Source organism: Roseobacter weihaiensis (assembly GCF_020622345.1).
Classification (GTDB): Bacteria; Pseudomonadota; Alphaproteobacteria; order Rhodobacterales; family Rhodobacteraceae; genus Roseobacter; species Roseobacter weihaiensis.
The window spans coordinates 115,751-133,372 of sequence record NZ_JACNMO010000004.1; the positions used below are offsets into that span (position 1 = coordinate 115,751).

Genomic DNA, 17,622 nt, shown 5'->3' on the forward strand with positions numbered 1-17,622 from the left:
GAAAGATGACCAAAATGTCGCAGGTCGCTCTAGGCAAGAAGCCTGAAATGCGGGGCTTTGCGCACGAAATGCGAATAAGCTGCACGAGTTGCGCAGCGCCTTTTCAGACACCGAGCCGTTCGCGGACGGCTTTCAGGTAGGATCGGCTCACCGGTGCCTTTTCAATCTGGGAGGTGTCTTCAAAGTAGCAAACCCCATTGTCTTTCTTGCGTTCGAAACCTGAGACGAATTTGGGATTGATGAGGTAGCTGCGGTGACACCGTATGAAACCGGCCTCTGCCAGCTTTGTGTCCATCTCTGAAATCGACCATGGCGAAAACAAACGGCCTGCGGCATTATAGATAAAAGTGTAGCGCCCTTCGGCCCGTACGGCAGTGACCTCCTGAGACGAGGCGAAATGAATACGGCCGTTTTGCTCGAACGGGATTTTTACATCCGCCTGCGGCGCGAGGGTGCTTTCGGTCGCCGGGAGATCTTCGGCGGCATCGGTTTGCGCTGGAAGTGGCTCCTGTTGGGGGTGCCCTGCGAAAGACACGCTGACAAGCAGAAAGGCACCCGAGATCACAAAAGACGACACCGTGACCCCAAAGGCCAGAATACTGTTGTCGAGCCAGAAGCCCGCATGTTCGTTCATGCCCTCGACAAGCTCGAAATGCGTCCCGGCCATCGCCACGAAATGAACTGAGACAACGGCGACCCCAAACCCAAGAGTGCCGATGAGGATATTGCGGTTTTCGCGGCCCCCGTAGCTGATCCAGAAGGAGGCAATACATAGGACAAAAGCAGCAAGGATGGCAATGCCGAGCCCTGCCGCGGAGTAGATCGGCCGGACACCCTGAATGCCGGACATGCCGATGTAGTGCATCGCCAGGATACCGGCAGCAAGGCAGATACCGGCCAGGGTGATCCGCAGCCCCGTGCGGGTCCCGAAGTGGACCAGCAACAAAGCGATGCCAGTCAACAGAATGGCCACGAAAGCCGAGATCAGCGTGATCAGGGCATCGTAGTAGAACTGCACGGGCAGGGTCATGCCGAGCATTGCCACGAAGTGCATCGACCAGATGCCGCTGCCCAGGGCAATGGCGGACATGCTGACCACCAGCTTTCGGCGCGCGATGCTCATGCGCGACGCCCCTTGCGTCAGCGACAGCCCGGTGAACCCCGACATCAGCGCAATCGCCAGCGAGGCAACTACGAGGTAATGGTCGTGCCCGTGTTGCAGCATGTTACTGTTCTATACCCACCTTCAAATTTTGCAATCTGCGGGGCCGGGCGGCAAGAGGGCTTCCTGGTGCTTCAAAACCCCATCGCGGCGCCGTCTTTGCGCGGATCTGACCCTGCGACATATCCCCTGTCTCCCAGCCGTTGGATCAGTTGCGCGCCCCCAAACCCAAAGGCATTGTCCGGGGCCTCAAGGGCAATCTGATGCCCCATCTCGCGCAGCCGCGCGAGCGTTTGTGTCGGCAGGCTTGTCTCGCAGGCGACGCCCAAGCCGTCGGTCACCCGCCAGCGGGGTGCGTCCGCCGCCATCTGCGGGTCCTGTCCAAAAAGCTGTGTGCGCAGAACCATTTGCACATGGCCCTGTGCCTGCATGGGGCCGCCCATCACGCCAAAGCTCATCAAGGGGGCGCTGTCTTTCATAAGAAACCCCGGAATGATCGTATGAAAGGGCCGTTTTCCAGCTGCCACATAGTTCTGATGTCCGGGCTTGAGCGAAAATCCGGCACCGCGGTTTTGCAAAGCGACGCCCGTGCCCGGAACCACCACACCCGACCCGAAGCCTGCGTAGTTTGACTGGATGAAGGAGACCATCATGCCCGATGCATCCGCAGCGGTCAGATAGACAGTGCCGCCCCGCTTCGGTGCGCCTGATCCGAAGTCGGAGGCATGATTGACGTCAATTTCACGGGCCCGGTCCGCAAGATACCCGTCGTCCAGCAGATCCTCGACCGTAATCTCCGTCATGTGATCGGGATCGGCCACATAGCTTTCGGCATCCCTGAGCGCGAGTTTCATCGCCTCGATCTGCAGATGCAGGGCTTGAGGGTCATCCACGTGCAGATCGCGGATGCCGGTGTTCGCAAGAATACCCAGGCCCATCAGGGCCGCAATCCCCTGGCCATTTGGGGGGATCTCATGCAAATCGACGGCGTCAAAGGATTTGGAAATCGTGCCACACCACTCAGCCTGGTGGGTCGCGAGGTCCTCGACCGTGAGCGCCGCGTCATGCGCCTTGGCGTGATGCGCAATCTTCTCGGCGATTTCACCGCGGTAGAAGGCCCCTCCCTCGGTTTCCGCGATCAGCTTCAGGGTGCGTGCATGGCCGGGACTTTTGAAGTAAGCGCCGGCCAGTGGCGCGCGCCCGTCAGGCAGGAATGTCTCTGCAAAGCCCGGCTGCGCGTGCAACTCCGCTGCCGCCCGGTCCCAGAGCGTTGCGATGACGGGGGTGACGGGAAAGCCACCTTCAGCGTAGCCCATTGCAGGCTCGAAAAGAGTCTCGAACGGCAGCTTGCCAAAGCGTTCAGAGAGCGCGACCCAGGCAGACACCGCACCTGGCACCGTGACGCTTTCCCACCCTCGAAACGGCATTGCAGCGTGGCCAGCAAAGCGATCCGCCGTCCATGCGGCCGGAGCCCGGCCAGAGGCGTTCAGCCCGTGCAGGCGCTGCCCATCCCAAAGGATCGCAAAAGCGTCCGATCCGATGCCATTGCCGGTCGGTTCGACCACCGTCAGCGTGATGGCCATGGCGAGTGCGGCATCCACCGCATTGCCGCCGCGTGCCATCATCGACAATCCCGCCTGTGCGGCGAGCGGATGGGAGGTGGCCACCAGATTGTCTGCGGCGACAGGCGACCGACGGGATGGGTAGTCATGTGTTGCGCGAAGCTGCATGCGGCTGTCTTCCTTCTTGCATCCGGTTGCGGGCGCGGCACATGTCAAAGCCGGCCTCACTGGGCCATACATCTCCCAAGCCCGGGCCGTATGCAATGACCAGCTGCGTTGGAAAACAGCTTCCGGACAGGAGCGTTTCTGATCTCGACCGCAAGGCCCGGAATCATCAGGGCCGTTTTGGTGCTTGAAGATATCGGCCTCCTCAATGGCCTTTGTGGGCTTGGTGGGCGATATCCCAACGCCGACAGGGCCGCCAAAGAGCCCCCGCGATACCGATGCAAACAAGACCTGGCCGGCAAACGCGCACAGGTCGGGAGCGTTGCCGGGGCATCCGGCGCGCGTCTGTCAGGTGTTCAGGCGCACCCATTGCCGGGTGCTGCCGAAGCTTTCATCGCGAGGCCCCCGCGCGCGCGGCCACAGGCCGGCTTTGCGCGGCCTTCTGACTTGCGCGGTCGACCGGCAAGCGCGATAAAAGGCAGATAACCGCTTTGCAGGAGGTGTCTTGATGCGCAAAAGACTGATGGTTTCCGTTCTGACGGCCATGCTGGCCAGTGGTGTCGCGGCGGCACAAAGCTGTCACGAGGGCAAAACCCTGACCGCCGGAAAGCTGACCATCGCGACAGGCAACCCGGCCTTTTACCCTTGGGTTATCGACGACGCACCTGAGAGCGGGGAGGGTTTTGAAGCTGCCGTGGCTTACGCGCTGGCCGCCGAGATGGGCATTGCCCGTGACGATGTGGTCTGGACCCGCACCTCCTTCGATCAGGCGATCCAGCCGGGTGCAAAGGATTTTGACCTGAACATGCAGCAATTCTCCATCACCGAGCAGCGCGATCAGGTGGTGGATTTTTCGATCCCTTACTACACGGCGCCGATGGCCGTGCTGGTCCGCGGGATCGATGGGCTGGTGCCTGAAATGGAAACGCTGAAAGGCTTGAAATGGGGGGTGGTGGCCTCGACCACGGCGCTGCCGGTCGTGTTGCAGACAATCGCACCGGAAGAGAGCCCGCTTGTCTATGACGACAACATCAACACGGTTGAGGCGATGAAGGCGGGCCAGATCGACGCGGCCCTCTTTGATCTTCCCACGGCGCTCTATCTGGCGGCTGTTGTGTTGGAGGGCGGGCAGGTTCTGGGCCAGTTCGCCCCGGAGCAAAGCGACAATCCCGACCATTTCGGCGCGTTGATGACCGAGGGCAACCCGCTCAAGGAATGTGTCGATACAGCTCTCGCAACGCTCAAGGAAAACGGCACACTGGCTGCGATCGAGGCCGAATGGTTGCAGGAAGCGACCGGTGTGCCCCTGATCCGATAGGCCCCGCGTGAACCGCAGACAGGCATATGAAGCAGCCCAGCGCAGGCGGTCCCTGACCGTTGCCGCGCTAAGCACAGGGGGCGTGCTGGCGGGTCTCATCCTGCTGGTGCCGCTGGCCCCGGGGTGGCCCGCTGTCAAGGCCAGCTTCTTTGATGCCACCGTCTTTGCCGAGACGTTTCCCACACTGCTGCAGGCCTTTCTGATCGACGTGATGATCTTTGCCTGGTCCGTGCCGCTCATCCTGGCGCTGGGGCTGGCCATTGCCCTTGCCCGCGGGGCCCGTGCGCCCGCGCTCTTTCCGCTGCGGATTTTCGGCGCGGTCTATGTGGATGTGTTTCGGGGCGTGCCGGTGGTGCTGACGATCTACCTCATCGGCTTTGGCGTGCCGGGGCTTGGCCTGTCGCGCCCGTGGAATTCACCCTATATCTGGGGCACGGTCGCGCTGGTGCTGACCTACTCGGCCTATGTCGCCGAGGTCTTGCGCTCCGGCATTGAAAGCGTGCACGCCAGCCAGCGCAATGCCGCCATCTGTCTGGGGCTGAGCGAGGGGGACACCCTGCGTTACGTGATCCTGCCACAGGCGATCCGACGCGTCGTGCCCGCTAATATGAACATGCTGGTCGCTCTGCAAAAGGACGTGGCCCTGCTGAGTTTTATCGGCCCGGTGGAGATTTTGCGTCAAGCCGGCATTTACAAAAGCCTGCTGGCCAATTTCACGCCCTATGTCGTGGCCGCGGTGATCTTCTTGTTGGTGACCGTGCCTGCGACACGCTACGCGGATTATCTGCTGAACCGGGACCGCAATGCCAGAAGCTAAGCTCGTCCTGCAGGGGGTGAAAAAATCCTTTGGCGAGAACCCTGTGCTCTGCGGGATCGACCTCAGCATCGCGCGCGGCGATATGATCTGCCTGATCGGTGCGTCGGGGTCTGGTAAATCAACGCTGCTGCGCTGCATCAACCAGTTGGAGCCCATAGATGAAGGCACCATCCTGCTCGACGGGCAGGATATCTCCGAGCCGGGGATCGACCTTGCGCCGGTGCGCCGGCGCATCGGGATCGTCTTTCAGTCCTACAACCTCTTTCCGCATATGTCGGCGCTGGACAACGTGGTGCTGGCCCCGCGACGGGTCCTGCACGAGGCCTCCGAGGCGCTGCATGCAAGGGCTGCGGCGCTTTTCGACCGCTTTGGTCTGGCGCCCCATATGGCGAAATACCCCGATCAGCTGTCGGGCGGTCAGCAGCAGCGGGTCGCGGTCATCCGCGCATTGGCGATGCAGCCGGAGATCATGCTTTTTGACGAAATCACCGCTGCCCTCGACCCGGAGCTTGTGGGCGAGGTCTTGAACCTTCTGCGGCAGCTGCGCGGGGAGGGGATGACGATGCTGTTGGCCACCCACGAGATGGGGTTCGCGCGCGAAGTGGCGGACCGGGTGTGTTTCATGGATGGTGGTGTCATTGTGGAAGAGGGCCCGCCGAAAGAGATCTTTGCCGCCCCGAAGCACGTCCGCACGCAAGCCTTCCTCGGGGCGGTGCTGCGGTAGCCTCAGAGGTCCTTGACTAGTCGCAGCGCGTCGTAGATCGCGGCATGGGTATTGCGCGCCGAGACCGCGTCCCCGATCCTGAAGAGCTGAAACTGCCCCTCGGCATTGCGGGTCACGCTTTGCGGCGCGCCCGCGATCAACGCATCGTAGTTGAGCGCACCTTCATTCACGCTCAGCGGTTTGAGCGCGTGGTAGAGATCATCCAGCGGCAGCGTGCCATAATTCACCACGACCTGATCATATTCCGCCTGATAGCTGTGGCGGCTGTAATCCGTGCCGATGGTGGCGATCAGTTTGTTGCCGCGTCGCTCAACGCCCAGCAAGCGGCGCGTTACGGTAAAGGTGACGTCCCTTTCCTGTAGCGTGCGCATATAGGGTGTCAGGTTCATGGCCATGATGTCGGGCGCAAAGACCCGGTCGGGTGTCATGACCTCGACCCTGGCGCCCGCAAGCGCCGCAATCTCGGCCGCCTGAAGTCCCGGATGATCGCCGCTTTCGTCATAGATCAGCACCGTCTCCGCCGGTTTCACATCGCCGGAGATGATATCCCAGGTCGTCACCACATGGGCGGCTTCCGTGCCGGTCTCAAACAGCCGGGTGTTCGGCAGGCCGCCGGTCGCAATGATCACTGCATCGGGGGATTGATTATTAATATCAGAAAGTTCAGCCATTATGTTAAAGTGAAACATCACATCCCGCGCCGCGCATTGTGCCATCCGCCAGTCGATGATCGACATCATCTCGCGCCGTCGCGGGGTCTGCGCGGTCAGGCGGATTTGCCCGCCGGGATGAGGTTGGGCCTCGAAGACGGTCACGCGGTGGCCCCGCTCCGCCGCGACCCGCGCCGCTTCAAGCCCGGCGGGACCAGCGCCCACGATGACCACGGTCTTTGAGGCCTTCGCCGGAGCGATCTGGTGCGGCATGGTCAACTCGCGCCCGGTGGCGGCGTTGTGAATGCACAGGGCCTCGCCGCCCTGATAGATGCGATCCAGGCAGAAGGTCGCGCCCACACAGGGCCGGATATCCTCCTCTCGGCCCTGCATGATCTTCTGCACGATATGTGGGTCCGCCATATGCGCCCGCGTCATGCCCACCATATCCAGTAGCCCGGCGGCGACCGCATGGCGCGCCGTTGCCACGTCGGGAATCCGCGCGGCGTGAAAGGTGGGCAGCCCGCTGGCGCGGCGGACTTCACCGGCGAAATCGAGGTGCGGGGCGCTTTTCATGCCCTGCACCGGGATCACATCCACCATCGCGGGGTCCGTGTGGATGCGCCCCCGGATGACGTTCAGAAAGTCGAGCTGTCCTGTGGCCGCGAGCCGTTGGGAGATTTCGATCCCTTCTTGGGCCGTGATGCCGCCCTTTTGCACCTCATCGGCGGTGAAGCGAAACCCCACGATGAAATCGGCCCCAACACGGGCGCGGATCGCTTGCAGCACGTCGAGCGGAAAGCGCAGGCGGTTCTCCAGCGTATCGGCCCCGTAGGGGCCTTGCAGCTCGTTGGTCAGGGGCGACCAGAATTGGTCCAGCAGATGGCCGTAGACCTGCAGCTCGATCCCGTCCATCCCGCCTGCCTGCATCCGTTCCGCCGCATCGGCAAAGTCACCGATGATCCGCGCGATGTCCCAATCCTCGATCAGCTTGGGAAAGGCCCGGTGCGCGGGCTCGCGATCACGGGTGGAGGACACCGACGGCAGCCAATCGCCCTTGTTCCACGTGGTGCGGCGACCCAGATGGGTGAGCTGGATCATCACCGCGCAGCCGTGTTCGTGGCAGGCGTCTGTCAGCTCGCGGGTCCAGGGCACCACCTCGTCCTTGTAGGCCAGCACATTGTTGAAAGCGGGCGGGCTGTCGCGCGACACGGTGGCCGACCCCGCCGTCATCGCAAGGGCCACGCCCGCGCGGGCCCGCTCGGCATGGTAGGCGCGGTAGCGGGCCTTTGGCATCCCGTCCTCGGGGTAGGCCGGTTCGTGACTGGTGGTCATGACCCGGTTCTTCAGGGTCAGATGCTTGAGCTGAAAGGGCTGGAGCAGTGGATCGGTGGACATGGGGCGCAGGCTCGCGTGTGGGTGACATCACCACACGCCGCCAGTGCCGGCCTGTCAAGCCACTGCGGCTTACCGATTGTGCGGGATCGACATTTGCGGATCGTAGAGCGCCTGTTCCGTCACCTGGGCTGCAACCCGCAGGCCGATCACATCGACTTCCAGCGCGGTGCCCTTTGCCGCATGGGCGGGGTCGATGAACGCATAGGCGATGTTCTTGCCCACCCGGTGGCCCCAGGCCCCCGATGTGACGGTACCCACGACCGCGTCGCCCAGCATCACCGATGCGCCGCCATGCGCCGGTGCAGTGTCCGTGTCGAGCACCAGGGTAGCCAGTTTGCGCCGCAGCCCTTCGGCCTGGCGTTTCTCAAGGGCTGCCTTGCCCACGAAATCCGCCTTGTTCATCCGCACAAACCGGTCGAGGCCTGTCTCGAAGGGATCGAACTCGGTCAGGATATCCGCCTTCCAATGCAGGAACCCCTTTTCCATGCGCATGGAGTCCACCGCATGAGAGCCAAAGGGCACCATGCCATGCGCTGCGCCTGCCTCCCGAAGCGCCAGATAGGCGGCGTAGAGCTGCGCGTCGGGCACGTGGATTTCATAAGCTTTTTCGCCCGAAAAGCTGACCGCCAGCACGGTGGCCGGGGCAATGCCGATGAAACATTCCCGGACCGAGAGCCAGGGAAAGGCCGCGTCCGACCAATCCGCGCGGCTCACGGCCTGCAGGACGGCCTGCGCCTTGGGACCGGCCAGCACCAGGATTGTCTGATCCTTGGTCAGCGAGGTGATCTTGACGTCCTGATCCGGGCTGATGTGCTGCTGCAGCCAGTCCATGTCGTGCACCTCGGAGGCTGCGGCAGAGCCATACCAGATCCGATCAGGCCCGCGGTCCGAGGCGGGGATATTGGCGACCGTCGCCTCGCCCTTGACCATGCCGTGATCGTTGAGCAGATAGGTCAGTCCCACACGGCCCGGCTTGCGCGTCAGGTGGCCGCAGACCATGTAATCGAGAAAGTCAGCCGCATCGGCCCCCGTGATCTCGAACCGGTTGAAGCCGTTGACCTCGCAGAGGCCCACGGTCGTCTGAACCGCGTTGACCTCCTTTGCCACCAGATCGAAGCTTTCGTCAAAGCGGAATGTATGCGTGACCTCGAAATCGGGCGAGGGCTTGAAAAACTCGACGCGCTCCCAGCCATTGACCACGGCAAACGCCGCGCCCTCGGCGGCCAGCACCGGGGTGAGCGGGGTTGTCCGGGCCATGCGGCCCGCCGGGCGATGTTCATTGGGGAAGTGAAACCGGAACTCGTTTTGATAATCCTCGATGGCCTTCAGGGCGGTCAGCTCAGTGGTGCAGTGATCGGCAAAGCGGCGCGGGTCGATGACCCAGGTGTCATAGCAAGCTTCGCCGTGCACGATCTGTTGCGCCAGCAGCCAGCCGTGGCCGCCGCCTTCGCCCAGACCGGCGCGCAGCCCGATGATGCAAAAGGCGTTGCGCTTGCCGGGGATCGGACCCACCAGCGGTGCCCCGTCGATGGTATAGGTGATCGGCCCGTTGACCACCGTGTGGATGCCCACTTCCGTCAACGCCGGCATGCGCGCGAAGGCGCCTTCGAGCACATCGGTGATGCGCTCCAGATCGTCGGGGCAGAGCGCGTTGACGAAATTGGGGTCGATCCCGTCCATGCCCCAGGTTTTGCAATCCTGCTCATAAAACCCGACCAGCAGGCCGTTTCTCTCCTGACGGCAGTAGTAATCGCTGATCGGGCAGCGCAGCAGGGGCATGCGGTGACCGGCGTCCTTGATCGCGGGGATATCCTCGGTCAGGAAATACTGGTGCTCCATCGAGGTGACGGGATGCCGCACACCCATCATCGCGGCCACCTCGTTGACCCGGTAGCCGCAGGCATTCACGATGATGTCGCAGTCGATATCGCCCTTTTCGGTATGCACGGTCCAGGTGTCATCCTTGTGCTGCGTCAGATCGGTCACCGGGGTGTTGCGATAAACCTCTGCGCCGGCCTTGCGGGCGCGCCGCGCCAGAGCCTGACAGAGCTGCGCGGGGTCGATGTCGCCGTCGCTGGCGTCCCAGAGCCCGCCCAGCAGGTTGTCGGTGGAAATCAGCGGGTGACGCCGGGCGCATTCCGCTGCGTCGATCACTTCGAACTCCACCCCCATGCCGCGCGCCATGGAGGCGAAATGGCGGTAGCCCTCCATCCGGGCCTCGGTATTGGCCAGCCGGATGCCGCCATCGCCGTGGTGGTAGTTGATTGGGTAGTCGGGATCCTCTGCCAGTTCCTGATAGAGCGCGATCGAGTGCGACTTCAGCCCCACCATCGTCTGGGTCATGCCAAAGTTGGTGACCTGCGCCGCCGAATGCCAGGTGGTGCCGGAGGTCAGCTCATTGCGTTCGACCAGGACAACATCCGTCCAGCCTTCTTGCGTGAGGTGATAGAGGGTCGCGCAGCCTGCGATCCCGCCGCCGATCACCACAACCTTTGTGTGTGTCTTCATCCCAAGTCCCCGATGTTTTTCAGGGCAGAAAGGTCCAATCAGCACACCCGCGTCAACGGGAAGGCGTGCGTTTTCGGGTTTATTGCATCCTTGTTTCGATATATCGGGCTTTGTGCCGCATCCCCGTCCGTCAGCGATCCAGAATGCAAAACCGGCTCTCCAGCCACGGAAATTCCTCAACAGTGGGGGCGACCACGCGAGCTGCCAGCAGGCGGCGCAGTCCGGTTGCCAGCCGCTCTGCGGCAGCTTGTGCCTGCGGCTCCGCCACAAAGAGCGACAATGTGCGGGCAAAGGATTTGCGCGGGAAGGGCAGCAGTTTGATCTGCGGCTGAAACCGCTTGCCGTGGGCGTAGTTCGTGGGCGTGGTAATTGCCCAGCCGTGCCCTTCGGCAATCAGCGCCAGGATCGACACTGTACTGTCAAAGGTGCAGGCCGGGTCACCTGGCAGTTTCAGGCGTGTCAACTGCGCCTCGATCATCCGACCCATGATCTGGCTGCGGTTGTAACTCAGGAACGGCAAGCCGGTTTGGCGCGTGACGAAAGCGTCGGCGGCGGCATCGGAACCGGCGGGAACGGCGAGCACGAAGGGGTCCCTGAGAATGGGGGTTTCCTCAAGCATGGCAATCGGGTGGTCCGGTTGGGTGGCAACGCCGATATCGACCGCGCGATCTTTGAGCAACTCCAGGATCTCGTGGCTCGGGCGGGTGTAGCTGGTGAGCCTGCAGGCCGGAAAGGCGGCCGTCAGCAGGCGTGTCAGTTCCGGTCCGATGTCGTTTTCAAAGTCGTCGATCAACGCCAGCCGCAGGTCTTGCAGGCTGTCGGGCGTATTGGCCAGGACCGCTGTCTGGCCTTGCTCCACAAGGGCAAGGATATCCTCGGCATAGCGCAGATAAAGACGCCCCTGCGCGGTCAGGGCCATCGGGCGGCGGCTGTGATCGAGCAGGGGCGCGCGCAGATGCGCCTCCAGACAGCTGATCTGGTGTGACACGGTGCTGACGGAAAGCCCCATCTTTTCCGCGGCGCGCCGGACCGACCCGCTGTCTGCAACAAGGCGAAAGGCCGCAAGCCAGCTGAGCGAAAGATGGGTCCGACGCGGTGCCTCCGGGGGTGTCATCCGGAGGCACCGAGGCAGGAAAGGTCAGTCCCCATCGGCAACGCCTGCAGCCCGCAGACGGGCCCGACGAGCGCGGTAACTTGGCAGGGCGATCAACAGCACAGCGATCACCAGCAGACCCAGTGTCATCGGGCGTTCCCAGATGAAGGACACGCCATCATAGAGCTGCATGGATCTGGAAAAGTTATCTTCGAGCATGCCGCCAAGGATAAAGCCGATCAACAGCGGGGCCAGCGGATAGTCTGCAAACCTCAGGATCGTGGCGCAGATGCCAAAGCCCACGAGCAACAAAAGCTCGGTCGCGTTGTTTTGCCCGATATAGGCCCCCATCAGCGTGAAAAAGAGGATGAAGGGGATCAGGAAATTGCGCGGGATGCTGAGCACCTTGGCGATGTAAGGGATCAGGGGCAGGTTCAGCACCAGCAGCACCAGATTGCCGATGAACATCGACATGATGACGGCCCAGAAAATCTGCGGATCATCAACCATCAGGCGCGGCCCCGGTGTCACATTGAGTGCTATCAGCGCCCCCAGCAGAATGGCCGTGGTGCCGGAGCCCGGAATGCCCAGCGTAAGCAGCGGCACGAACGAACCGGTACAGGCCGCGTTGTTTGCGGTTTCTGGCGCGGCCAGCCCCTTGATGGAGCCTTTGCCAAACTCCTCCTGTTCCTTTTTGGTCGCAATGTTGCGTTCAACCGCGTAGCCGAGGAAGGAGGCAATCGTGGCCCCCGCGCCGGGCAGGACACCGATAAAGAAGCCCTGAATCGACTGCCGTCCGATCACGGGTGCGATGGATCTCGCCTCCGCAGCCGTGATGCGCAGGTCCTTGATGTCGCCGTCATTCTCCTTCGTGGAGCGTGGTTTCAAAACCAGAAACAGCGCCTCGGGCAGGGCGAACATCGCCATGGCCAGCGTGATGAAACCAAAGCCGGATTGCAGATCCATCAGCCCCATGGTGAACCTGGGCGCGTTGAATAACGCTCCTTCACCCACGGTGGCCATGATAAGGCCCAGAACCGTCATCATCAGCGCCTTGGCCACCTGTCCGGTGCCCGCAAAGGCCGCAATGGCCGACAGCCCCACAACCATCAGCGCAAAATATTCTGCCGAATGAAACAGCAGCGCCACTGAGGACAGCATCGGGGCGAAGATCATCAGCAGAACACCCCCGAGAGTGCCGCCACAAAAGCTTGCGATGGCCGCGATGGTCAGCGCCTTGCCGGCCTTGCCTTGCCGGGCCATTGGAAAGCCGTCGAAGCTGCTGGCGACGGTACCTGCGACCCCCGGCGCATTCAGCAGGATGGAAGAGGTTGAGCCGCCGAAAATCGCGCCGTAATAGACCCCCGCCAACAGGATCAGCGCGGCTGATGGGTCGCCCAACGAGATGGCAACAGGGATCATGATGGCGATGATCGACATCGGCCCGAGGCCCGGCAGCATGCCGATAAATGTGCCGATCAGACATCCGCCGATGACCATCAGCAGGTTTTGGAGAGAAAATGCCGTTTGCAGGCCGATGAGAAGTCCTTCGAGCATATCAGCCTCCGATGAAAAGCGGCAGCGGGCGCAGGAAAATGCCCAGCACGACCTGAACCAGATACCAGACGATCCCGGTAGCGACACCTGCGATCATGAGGGTTAGAAAGATCCTGCGCTCGCCCAGGATCAATGAGCCTGCAATCAGAAACCCGGAGGTTGACAGCAAGAACCCGGCAGGGCGCAGCAAGAGTGCGTAGGCGACCATCAGGCCCAGCAGCAGCAGCGCTTGTCCCAGGTTGTACTCCCAAAGCTTGCGGTAATCGATGTCGCCAATCTTGGCGTCCCCCTTTTCCAAGCCAAGCACGATCACCAGCGAGGCCAGAATGCCTAGGATCGAAAGCACCTTGGGAAAGGTCGAGGGCCAGATCGGGTTGCGCCGCATAAACGGAGCAAGCGCGTCGTCCATCGTGAACCAGGCGGTATAGCCATAAATCAGGCAGATACCCAGCAAGACAAGTCCGATCCAGCGATCCAACGCCATAAGACCCTCCCAAAAGTCGTATTTGAAAAAAGGCGGGGCGCGCGCGATGTGTTTGCGCGCGCGCCCCGCAGAAAGGTCTTAGAGGAAGCCGAGCTTCTTCATCAGATCACCGATCACCTGCTCTTGCTCTTCAAGAAAGGCTCTGAAGTCGTCACCGGAGTTGTGAATATTCACCCAACCATTGCGTGCGCGCACTTCTTCCCACTCGGGGGTGTCATACATTTTGGCAATCGCCTCCTGATAGACAGCGGCCGTTTCCGCGGGCAATCCGGGAGGGCCGAAGAACCCACGCCAGTTGACGAAGGTGGTGTCGATCCCTTGCTCTTTCATGGTCATGGCATCGGGGGCTGCTTCGACCCGCTGCTCCGCCGTGATCCCGATGATTTTCACCTCGCCCGCCGCGGCCAGATCAACGGCTTCGGAAAAGCCCGTGGACAGCGCCGCGATCTCCCCCGAGAGCAGGGCCGCCATGGCTTTGCCGCCCGCGTCATAGGGGATGTATTTTACGCTCAGCGCGTCTTTGCCCGCGGCTTCCATCACCATTGCAGCGACAAGGTGATCCATCCCGCCGGGGACAGAACCACCGCCGATGGCCGTACCGTTTGGATCGGCGTCAAAGGCCGCGAGCAGTTCTTCCATGTTGTTGATCGGGCTGTCCTTGCCCACCACGATGGCGGCATAGTCGCCGATTGTACCTGCCACAAGCGTCAGGTCGCGGAAGTTATGCGGGAAAACACCCGTCAGCGACCGGATCACGATCGGGGTGGAGTTCACCATCAGCGTGCCGTGGTTGCTCTCGGCGTTCTCGATCAGGTAGCCGATGGCCTTGCCACCGCCGCCACCCGACATGTTCTCGTAGGATGCCGTGCCGACGAGGCCCGCTTTGGTCAGCGCCTCACCGGTGCCCCGTGCGGTGCCGTCCCAGCCGCCACCTGCGCCGCCGGGGATCAGAAAGTGGATGCTGTCTGCGACTTGCTCACCTTCCGCGAAAGCCGGTGCGCCAAAGCTCATAGCGGCCAAAGCCGCTCCCATCAGGGCCCTGCGGCCCAGTTTCAATGTCGTCATTAGTTCCTCCCATTTGACAACCGTCCGCGTTGCGGCTCAGTTGCCTTCAGTCAAACATGGTAACCTGACATTAACCTGTCACGCCGCCAGTGATGCGAAATGCAAACATGAAATTTCTTTTGGTAGAAGACAATATGGAATTGGCGCAAGCGATCTTGTCGCGTTTGCGGCTTGATGGTCATGTGATTGATCATGCGGCAAAAATCCAAGATGCCATCGCTTTTTCAGAGCTGGGTGAATACGATCTGATCCTGCTGGATATCATGTTGCCGGACGGGGATGGGCGCGATTTTCTGCAGCGCCATCGTCAAGGGCGCAAGGATACCCCGGTCATTGTTCTGACCGCCCGCTCTCAGGTGTCGGACAGAATCACCCTGCTGGATCTTGGGGCGGATGACTATGTCACCAAGCCCTTCGATCATGCCGAACTGGAGGCCCGCTGCCGCGCCGTGTTGCGGCGCCGGGCCGGGTCCGCCCGCAATGTCACGCAGGTGGGCGATGTCACCTTTGATCCGGTTGCAGGGGTGGTGCAGGTGGCAGGTACCGCCATCAAGCTGCGCAATCGCGAGCTGCGGCTGCTGGAGCTGTTCATGAATGCGCCGGGGCAGATTTTTTCCAAGCAAAAGCTGGTGGACCGGCTTTTCTCTTATGACGAAGACGTCTCGGACAACGCCATCGAGGTCTACGTGGGTCGGTTGCGCAAGCATCTGGAGACGTCCTCCCTGCGCATCAGAACCTCCCGCGGTCTTGGCTACAGCCTCGAACATGACTGATACGGTGCGCGCCTCAGCCTCGCTGCGCAGGCGATTGACACTGGTGCTGATTGGCGGGGCGGCGGTGCTCGCTCTGCTGATCTACTTCTTCGTGCGCCACTATGCGACGCAGATTGCCCAGCAGGGGCAGGATGAGGTTCTGGGGGCATCGGTGACGTCGATCCTCGATGCTGCCGTCATCCGCAATGGCACGCTGGAGATCGATTTTCCCTATGCCTCGCTGTCAATGCTGAACACCGCTTCGGATGACCGCGTGTTCTATGCCATTTACCGCGATGGCGAAGTGCTCTCGGGCTATCCGTCTTTGCCCAGACGCGCCGTTGAGCCCGGTGGCCCGATGTCCTGGACGGCCGTGTTCGACGGAACGCCCGTGCGGATCACAACCGCCGCGCGCCGGTTGATTGCCGCCGAAGGTCAAACGGTCATTTCGGTCTCGGTTGCACAAACGCAGGATGCGCTGGCAGGCACATTGCGCAACATCTCGCAGACGGTGGCGCTTTTCGGGGCTGGGTTCTTTTTGATGGCGACGGCGCTGTCGTTCTGGGCGACCTCCGCCACCATTGGGCCGCTGAAACGGCTGACCACGTCGATTACCCGGCGCGGCCCGCAAGACCTCAGCCCGGTGGCCAAGCCTGTCCCCGCCGAGATGATCCCGCTTGTCTCCTCGCTCAACAACCTGATGGGGCGGTTGGATCACTCTCTCCGGCAGTCGGAGGATTTTATCGCAGAAGCGGCACACCGCGTCCGCACTCCCCTGGCGACAGTGCGCTCGCACGCAGAGGCGACACTACAGCGGGTCGAAAAGGAGGAAAACCGCAAGGCCCTCCGCTCGATGGTGCGGGCCATCGACGAAAGCTCGCGGGCGGCGGGCCAACTGCTCGACCACGCGATGATCACCTTTCGCGCGGACCATCTGGAGCGGCAGACCCTGAACCTGACGGAACTGGTGACGGATATCGTCAGCCGGCTGGAACCGGTGGCGGAAATGAAGGACATCGCGTTTCGGGTGGAGGCCGCGCCGGTTGTCCCGGTTTCCGGCGATCCGATTTTGTTGCAGAATGCCATTCGCAACCTGATTGACAACGCATTGAAGTATTCACCGGGAGAAAGCGTGATCGACATAACCGTCTGCATGGACGAGACCGCGAGGCTGACGATCTGCGATTCCGGTCCCGGATTTCCGCCCGAACAGATGGCAGGATTGGTGGACCGTTTTGCGCGGGGGGCCAATGCCGAAGGGATCACCGGCTCCGGTCTGGGCCTGACCATCGCGCAGGATGTGGCGGTCGCACATAACGGTCATCTGGTTCTGTCCAACAGGTCAAGCGGGGGCGCATGCGTTACCTTTTCGCTTTGATACTTTGTCTGCTCGCTTCGGTCAGCGGGGCGCAGGACTGGGAAGACCGCCAACGCTTTGGCCCGGCAGATGCGTCGCGTGTTCTGCGGGTGCTCTCCAGCACGGATACGGCGCTCTTTGAGCCCTTGTTGCGCAGCTTTGTGGCGGTGAATGCGGACACGGCCATCGACTATCTCGTCGCGAGCACGTCGGAGCTCGATCAGATATTCCGCCAGACGCCAGAGGCATATGACGTTGTGATTTCCAGCGCGATGGATCTGCAGTTCAAGCTGGCCAATGACGGGTTTGCGCGCCCGCTTGAGGATTTTCCCTATCCCGGCTGGGCGCAGTGGCGGCGCAGCCTTTTTGCCTTTACCTCGGAGCCTGCGGCAATCGTTATCAACCGCGATGCCTTTGCCGGCCTCGACATTCCGCATACACGGCAGGATTTGATCCGCGTACTGCGGGATCGCCCGACGCTCTTTCAGGGGCGTGTGGGTACCTATGATGTGCGTCAATCGGGCGTAGGGTATTTGTTTGCGACACAGGATGCGCGGACATCGGAAACCTACTGGCGCCTGATGGAGGTGATGGGCGGGCTGCAGACGCAGCTTTACTGCTGCTCCGGCGAGATGATCGAAGATGTGGCCAGTGGCCGGATCGCCGTGGCCTACAACGTGCTGGCCAGCTATGCGGTGGCGCGGGCAGATTTGGCAGATCAGATCGAGGTCATTGTGCCCTCTGATTTCCAGACGATCATGATGCGCACGGCGCTGGTGTCCGCGCGGACGCCGCGCCCGGCGCACGCGCAGGTCTTTGTGGCGCATCTGCTCCGCCAGAAGGCTGCGGCAGGAGGCGGGTCCGCCACCTCCCTGCCGGGGCTGGATCTGACGCGTGACGCGGCGGGGCAATCCACAATCCCGTTGCAGCCCGCCTTGCTGACCTATCTCGATACCCTTAAAAGCGCGGGTTTTTTCAAGGACTGGACCGACGCGGTCATTCAGTGAAGA

14 protein-coding genes are annotated in these 17,622 nt (G+C 62.0%); 6 read left to right on the forward strand and 8 right to left on the reverse strand.

Annotated elements, in window-relative coordinates:
- Positions 1-103: 103 nt before the first annotated feature.
- Positions 104-1,225 (reverse strand): MHYT domain-containing protein, encoded by a 1,122-nt coding sequence (locus H7847_RS06265; protein ID WP_227268535.1) that lies wholly within the window; start codon positions 1,223-1,225, stop codon positions 104-106.
- A 71-nt stretch (positions 1,226-1,296) separates the two neighbouring features.
- Positions 1,297-2,892, reverse strand: a complete 1,596-nt coding sequence (locus H7847_RS06270) for a gamma-glutamyltransferase family protein (protein WP_227268536.1) — start codon at positions 2,890-2,892, stop codon at positions 1,297-1,299.
- 505 nt (positions 2,893-3,397) lie between these two features.
- On the opposite strand from H7847_RS06270, the gene H7847_RS06275 reads away from it, so the two are divergent.
- From H7847_RS06275 to H7847_RS06285, 3 genes are read left to right on the forward strand one after another with little or no spacing between them, the layout of a single operon-like run.
- The gene (locus tag H7847_RS06275) at positions 3,398-4,207 is read left to right on the forward strand and encodes an ABC transporter substrate-binding protein (protein WP_227268537.1); all 810 of its coding nucleotides are present in this window, start codon (positions 3,398-3,400) and stop codon (positions 4,205-4,207) included.
- A 7-nt stretch (positions 4,208-4,214) separates the two neighbouring features.
- The gene (locus tag H7847_RS06280) at positions 4,215-5,024 is read left to right on the forward strand and encodes an amino acid ABC transporter permease (RefSeq protein WP_227268538.1); all 810 of its coding nucleotides are present in this window, start codon (positions 4,215-4,217) and stop codon (positions 5,022-5,024) included.
- On the forward strand, positions 5,011-5,748 hold the full coding sequence (locus tag H7847_RS06285) for an amino acid ABC transporter ATP-binding protein (protein ID WP_227268539.1): 738 nt from the start codon (positions 5,011-5,013) through the stop codon (positions 5,746-5,748). The genes H7847_RS06280 and H7847_RS06285 overlap by 14 nt, the downstream gene beginning before the upstream one ends.
- A gap of 2 nt (positions 5,749-5,750) precedes the next feature.
- On the opposite strand, the gene H7847_RS06290 is transcribed toward H7847_RS06285, so the two are convergent.
- The 6 genes from H7847_RS06290 to H7847_RS06315 all read right to left on the reverse strand — a co-directional run bounded on the left by H7847_RS06290 (position 5,751) and on the right by H7847_RS06315 (position 14,503).
- The gene (locus H7847_RS06290) at positions 5,751-7,796 is read right to left on the reverse strand and encodes an NADH:flavin oxidoreductase (RefSeq protein WP_227268540.1); all 2,046 of its coding nucleotides are present in this window, start codon (positions 7,794-7,796) and stop codon (positions 5,751-5,753) included.
- 69 nt (positions 7,797-7,865) lie between these two features.
- Entirely contained in the window at positions 7,866-10,304 is a 2,439-nt protein-coding gene (locus tag H7847_RS06295; protein WP_227268541.1) for a GcvT family protein, read from the reverse strand.
- 130 nt (positions 10,305-10,434) lie between these two features.
- Entirely contained in the window at positions 10,435-11,418 is a 984-nt protein-coding gene (locus H7847_RS06300) for a LysR family transcriptional regulator (RefSeq protein ID WP_227268542.1), read from the reverse strand.
- Between the two features lie 24 nt (positions 11,419-11,442).
- Positions 11,443-12,954, reverse strand: coding sequence for a tripartite tricarboxylate transporter permease (locus H7847_RS06305; protein ID WP_227268543.1), 1,512 nt, complete (start codon positions 12,952-12,954; stop codon positions 11,443-11,445).
- Position 12,955: 1 nt separating this feature from the next.
- Positions 12,956-13,438 (reverse strand): tripartite tricarboxylate transporter TctB family protein, encoded by a 483-nt coding sequence (locus H7847_RS06310; protein WP_227268544.1) that lies wholly within the window; start codon positions 13,436-13,438, stop codon positions 12,956-12,958.
- Between the two features lie 78 nt (positions 13,439-13,516).
- Positions 13,517-14,503, reverse strand: a complete 987-nt coding sequence (locus H7847_RS06315) for a tripartite tricarboxylate transporter substrate binding protein (protein WP_227268545.1) — start codon at positions 14,501-14,503, stop codon at positions 13,517-13,519.
- 107 nt (positions 14,504-14,610) lie between these two features.
- Between H7847_RS06315 and H7847_RS06320 the strand changes: the two genes are divergently transcribed.
- From H7847_RS06320 to H7847_RS06330, 3 genes are read left to right on the forward strand one after another with little or no spacing between them, the layout of a single operon-like run.
- Positions 14,611-15,276: a response regulator transcription factor gene (locus tag H7847_RS06320; RefSeq protein ID WP_227268546.1), complete on the forward strand. Its 666-nt coding sequence runs from the start codon at positions 14,611-14,613 to the stop codon at positions 15,274-15,276.
- Positions 15,269-16,633 (forward strand): sensor histidine kinase, encoded by a 1,365-nt coding sequence (locus tag H7847_RS06325; RefSeq protein ID WP_227268547.1) that lies wholly within the window; start codon positions 15,269-15,271, stop codon positions 16,631-16,633. The genes H7847_RS06320 and H7847_RS06325 overlap by 8 nt, the downstream gene beginning before the upstream one ends.
- Complete coding sequence (locus H7847_RS06330; protein WP_227268548.1) at positions 16,612-17,619, forward strand: ABC transporter substrate-binding protein; 1,008 nt, start codon at positions 16,612-16,614, stop codon at positions 17,617-17,619. The genes H7847_RS06325 and H7847_RS06330 overlap by 22 nt, the downstream gene beginning before the upstream one ends.
- The last annotated feature ends 3 nt before the right edge of the window (positions 17,620-17,622 follow it).

What these genes read in the sequence shown, in the direction of transcription:
- H7847_RS06265 (WP_227268535.1), bottom strand. Translation starts at nt 1,225, where the DNA reads ATGCTGCAACACGGGCACGACCATTACCTCGTAGTTGCCTCGCTGGCG.
- H7847_RS06270 (WP_227268536.1), bottom strand. Translation starts at nt 2,892, where the DNA reads ATGCAGCTTCGCGCAACACATGACTACCCATCCCGTCGGTCGCCTGTC.
- H7847_RS06275 (WP_227268537.1), top strand. Translation starts at nt 3,398, where the DNA reads ATGCGCAAAAGACTGATGGTTTCCGTTCTGACGGCCATGCTGGCCAGT.
- H7847_RS06285 (WP_227268539.1), top strand. Translation starts at nt 5,011, where the DNA reads ATGCCAGAAGCTAAGCTCGTCCTGCAGGGGGTGAAAAAATCCTTTGGC.
- H7847_RS06290 (WP_227268540.1), bottom strand. Translation starts at nt 7,796, where the DNA reads ATGTCCACCGATCCACTGCTCCAGCCCTTTCAGCTCAAGCATCTGACC.
- H7847_RS06295 (WP_227268541.1), bottom strand. Translation starts at nt 10,304, where the DNA reads ATGAAGACACACACAAAGGTTGTGGTGATCGGCGGCGGGATCGCAGGC.
- H7847_RS06300 (WP_227268542.1), bottom strand. Translation starts at nt 11,418, where the DNA reads ATGACACCCCCGGAGGCACCGCGTCGGACCCATCTTTCGCTCAGCTGG.
- H7847_RS06305 (WP_227268543.1), bottom strand. Translation starts at nt 12,954, where the DNA reads ATGCTCGAAGGACTTCTCATCGGCCTGCAAACGGCATTTTCTCTCCAA.
- H7847_RS06310 (WP_227268544.1), bottom strand. Translation starts at nt 13,438, where the DNA reads ATGGCGTTGGATCGCTGGATCGGACTTGTCTTGCTGGGTATCTGCCTG.
- H7847_RS06315 (WP_227268545.1), bottom strand. Translation starts at nt 14,503, where the DNA reads ATGACGACATTGAAACTGGGCCGCAGGGCCCTGATGGGAGCGGCTTTG.
- H7847_RS06320 (WP_227268546.1), top strand. Translation starts at nt 14,611, where the DNA reads ATGAAATTTCTTTTGGTAGAAGACAATATGGAATTGGCGCAAGCGATC.
- H7847_RS06325 (WP_227268547.1), top strand. Translation starts at nt 15,269, where the DNA reads ATGACTGATACGGTGCGCGCCTCAGCCTCGCTGCGCAGGCGATTGACA.
- H7847_RS06330 (WP_227268548.1), top strand. Translation starts at nt 16,612, where the DNA reads ATGCGTTACCTTTTCGCTTTGATACTTTGTCTGCTCGCTTCGGTCAGC.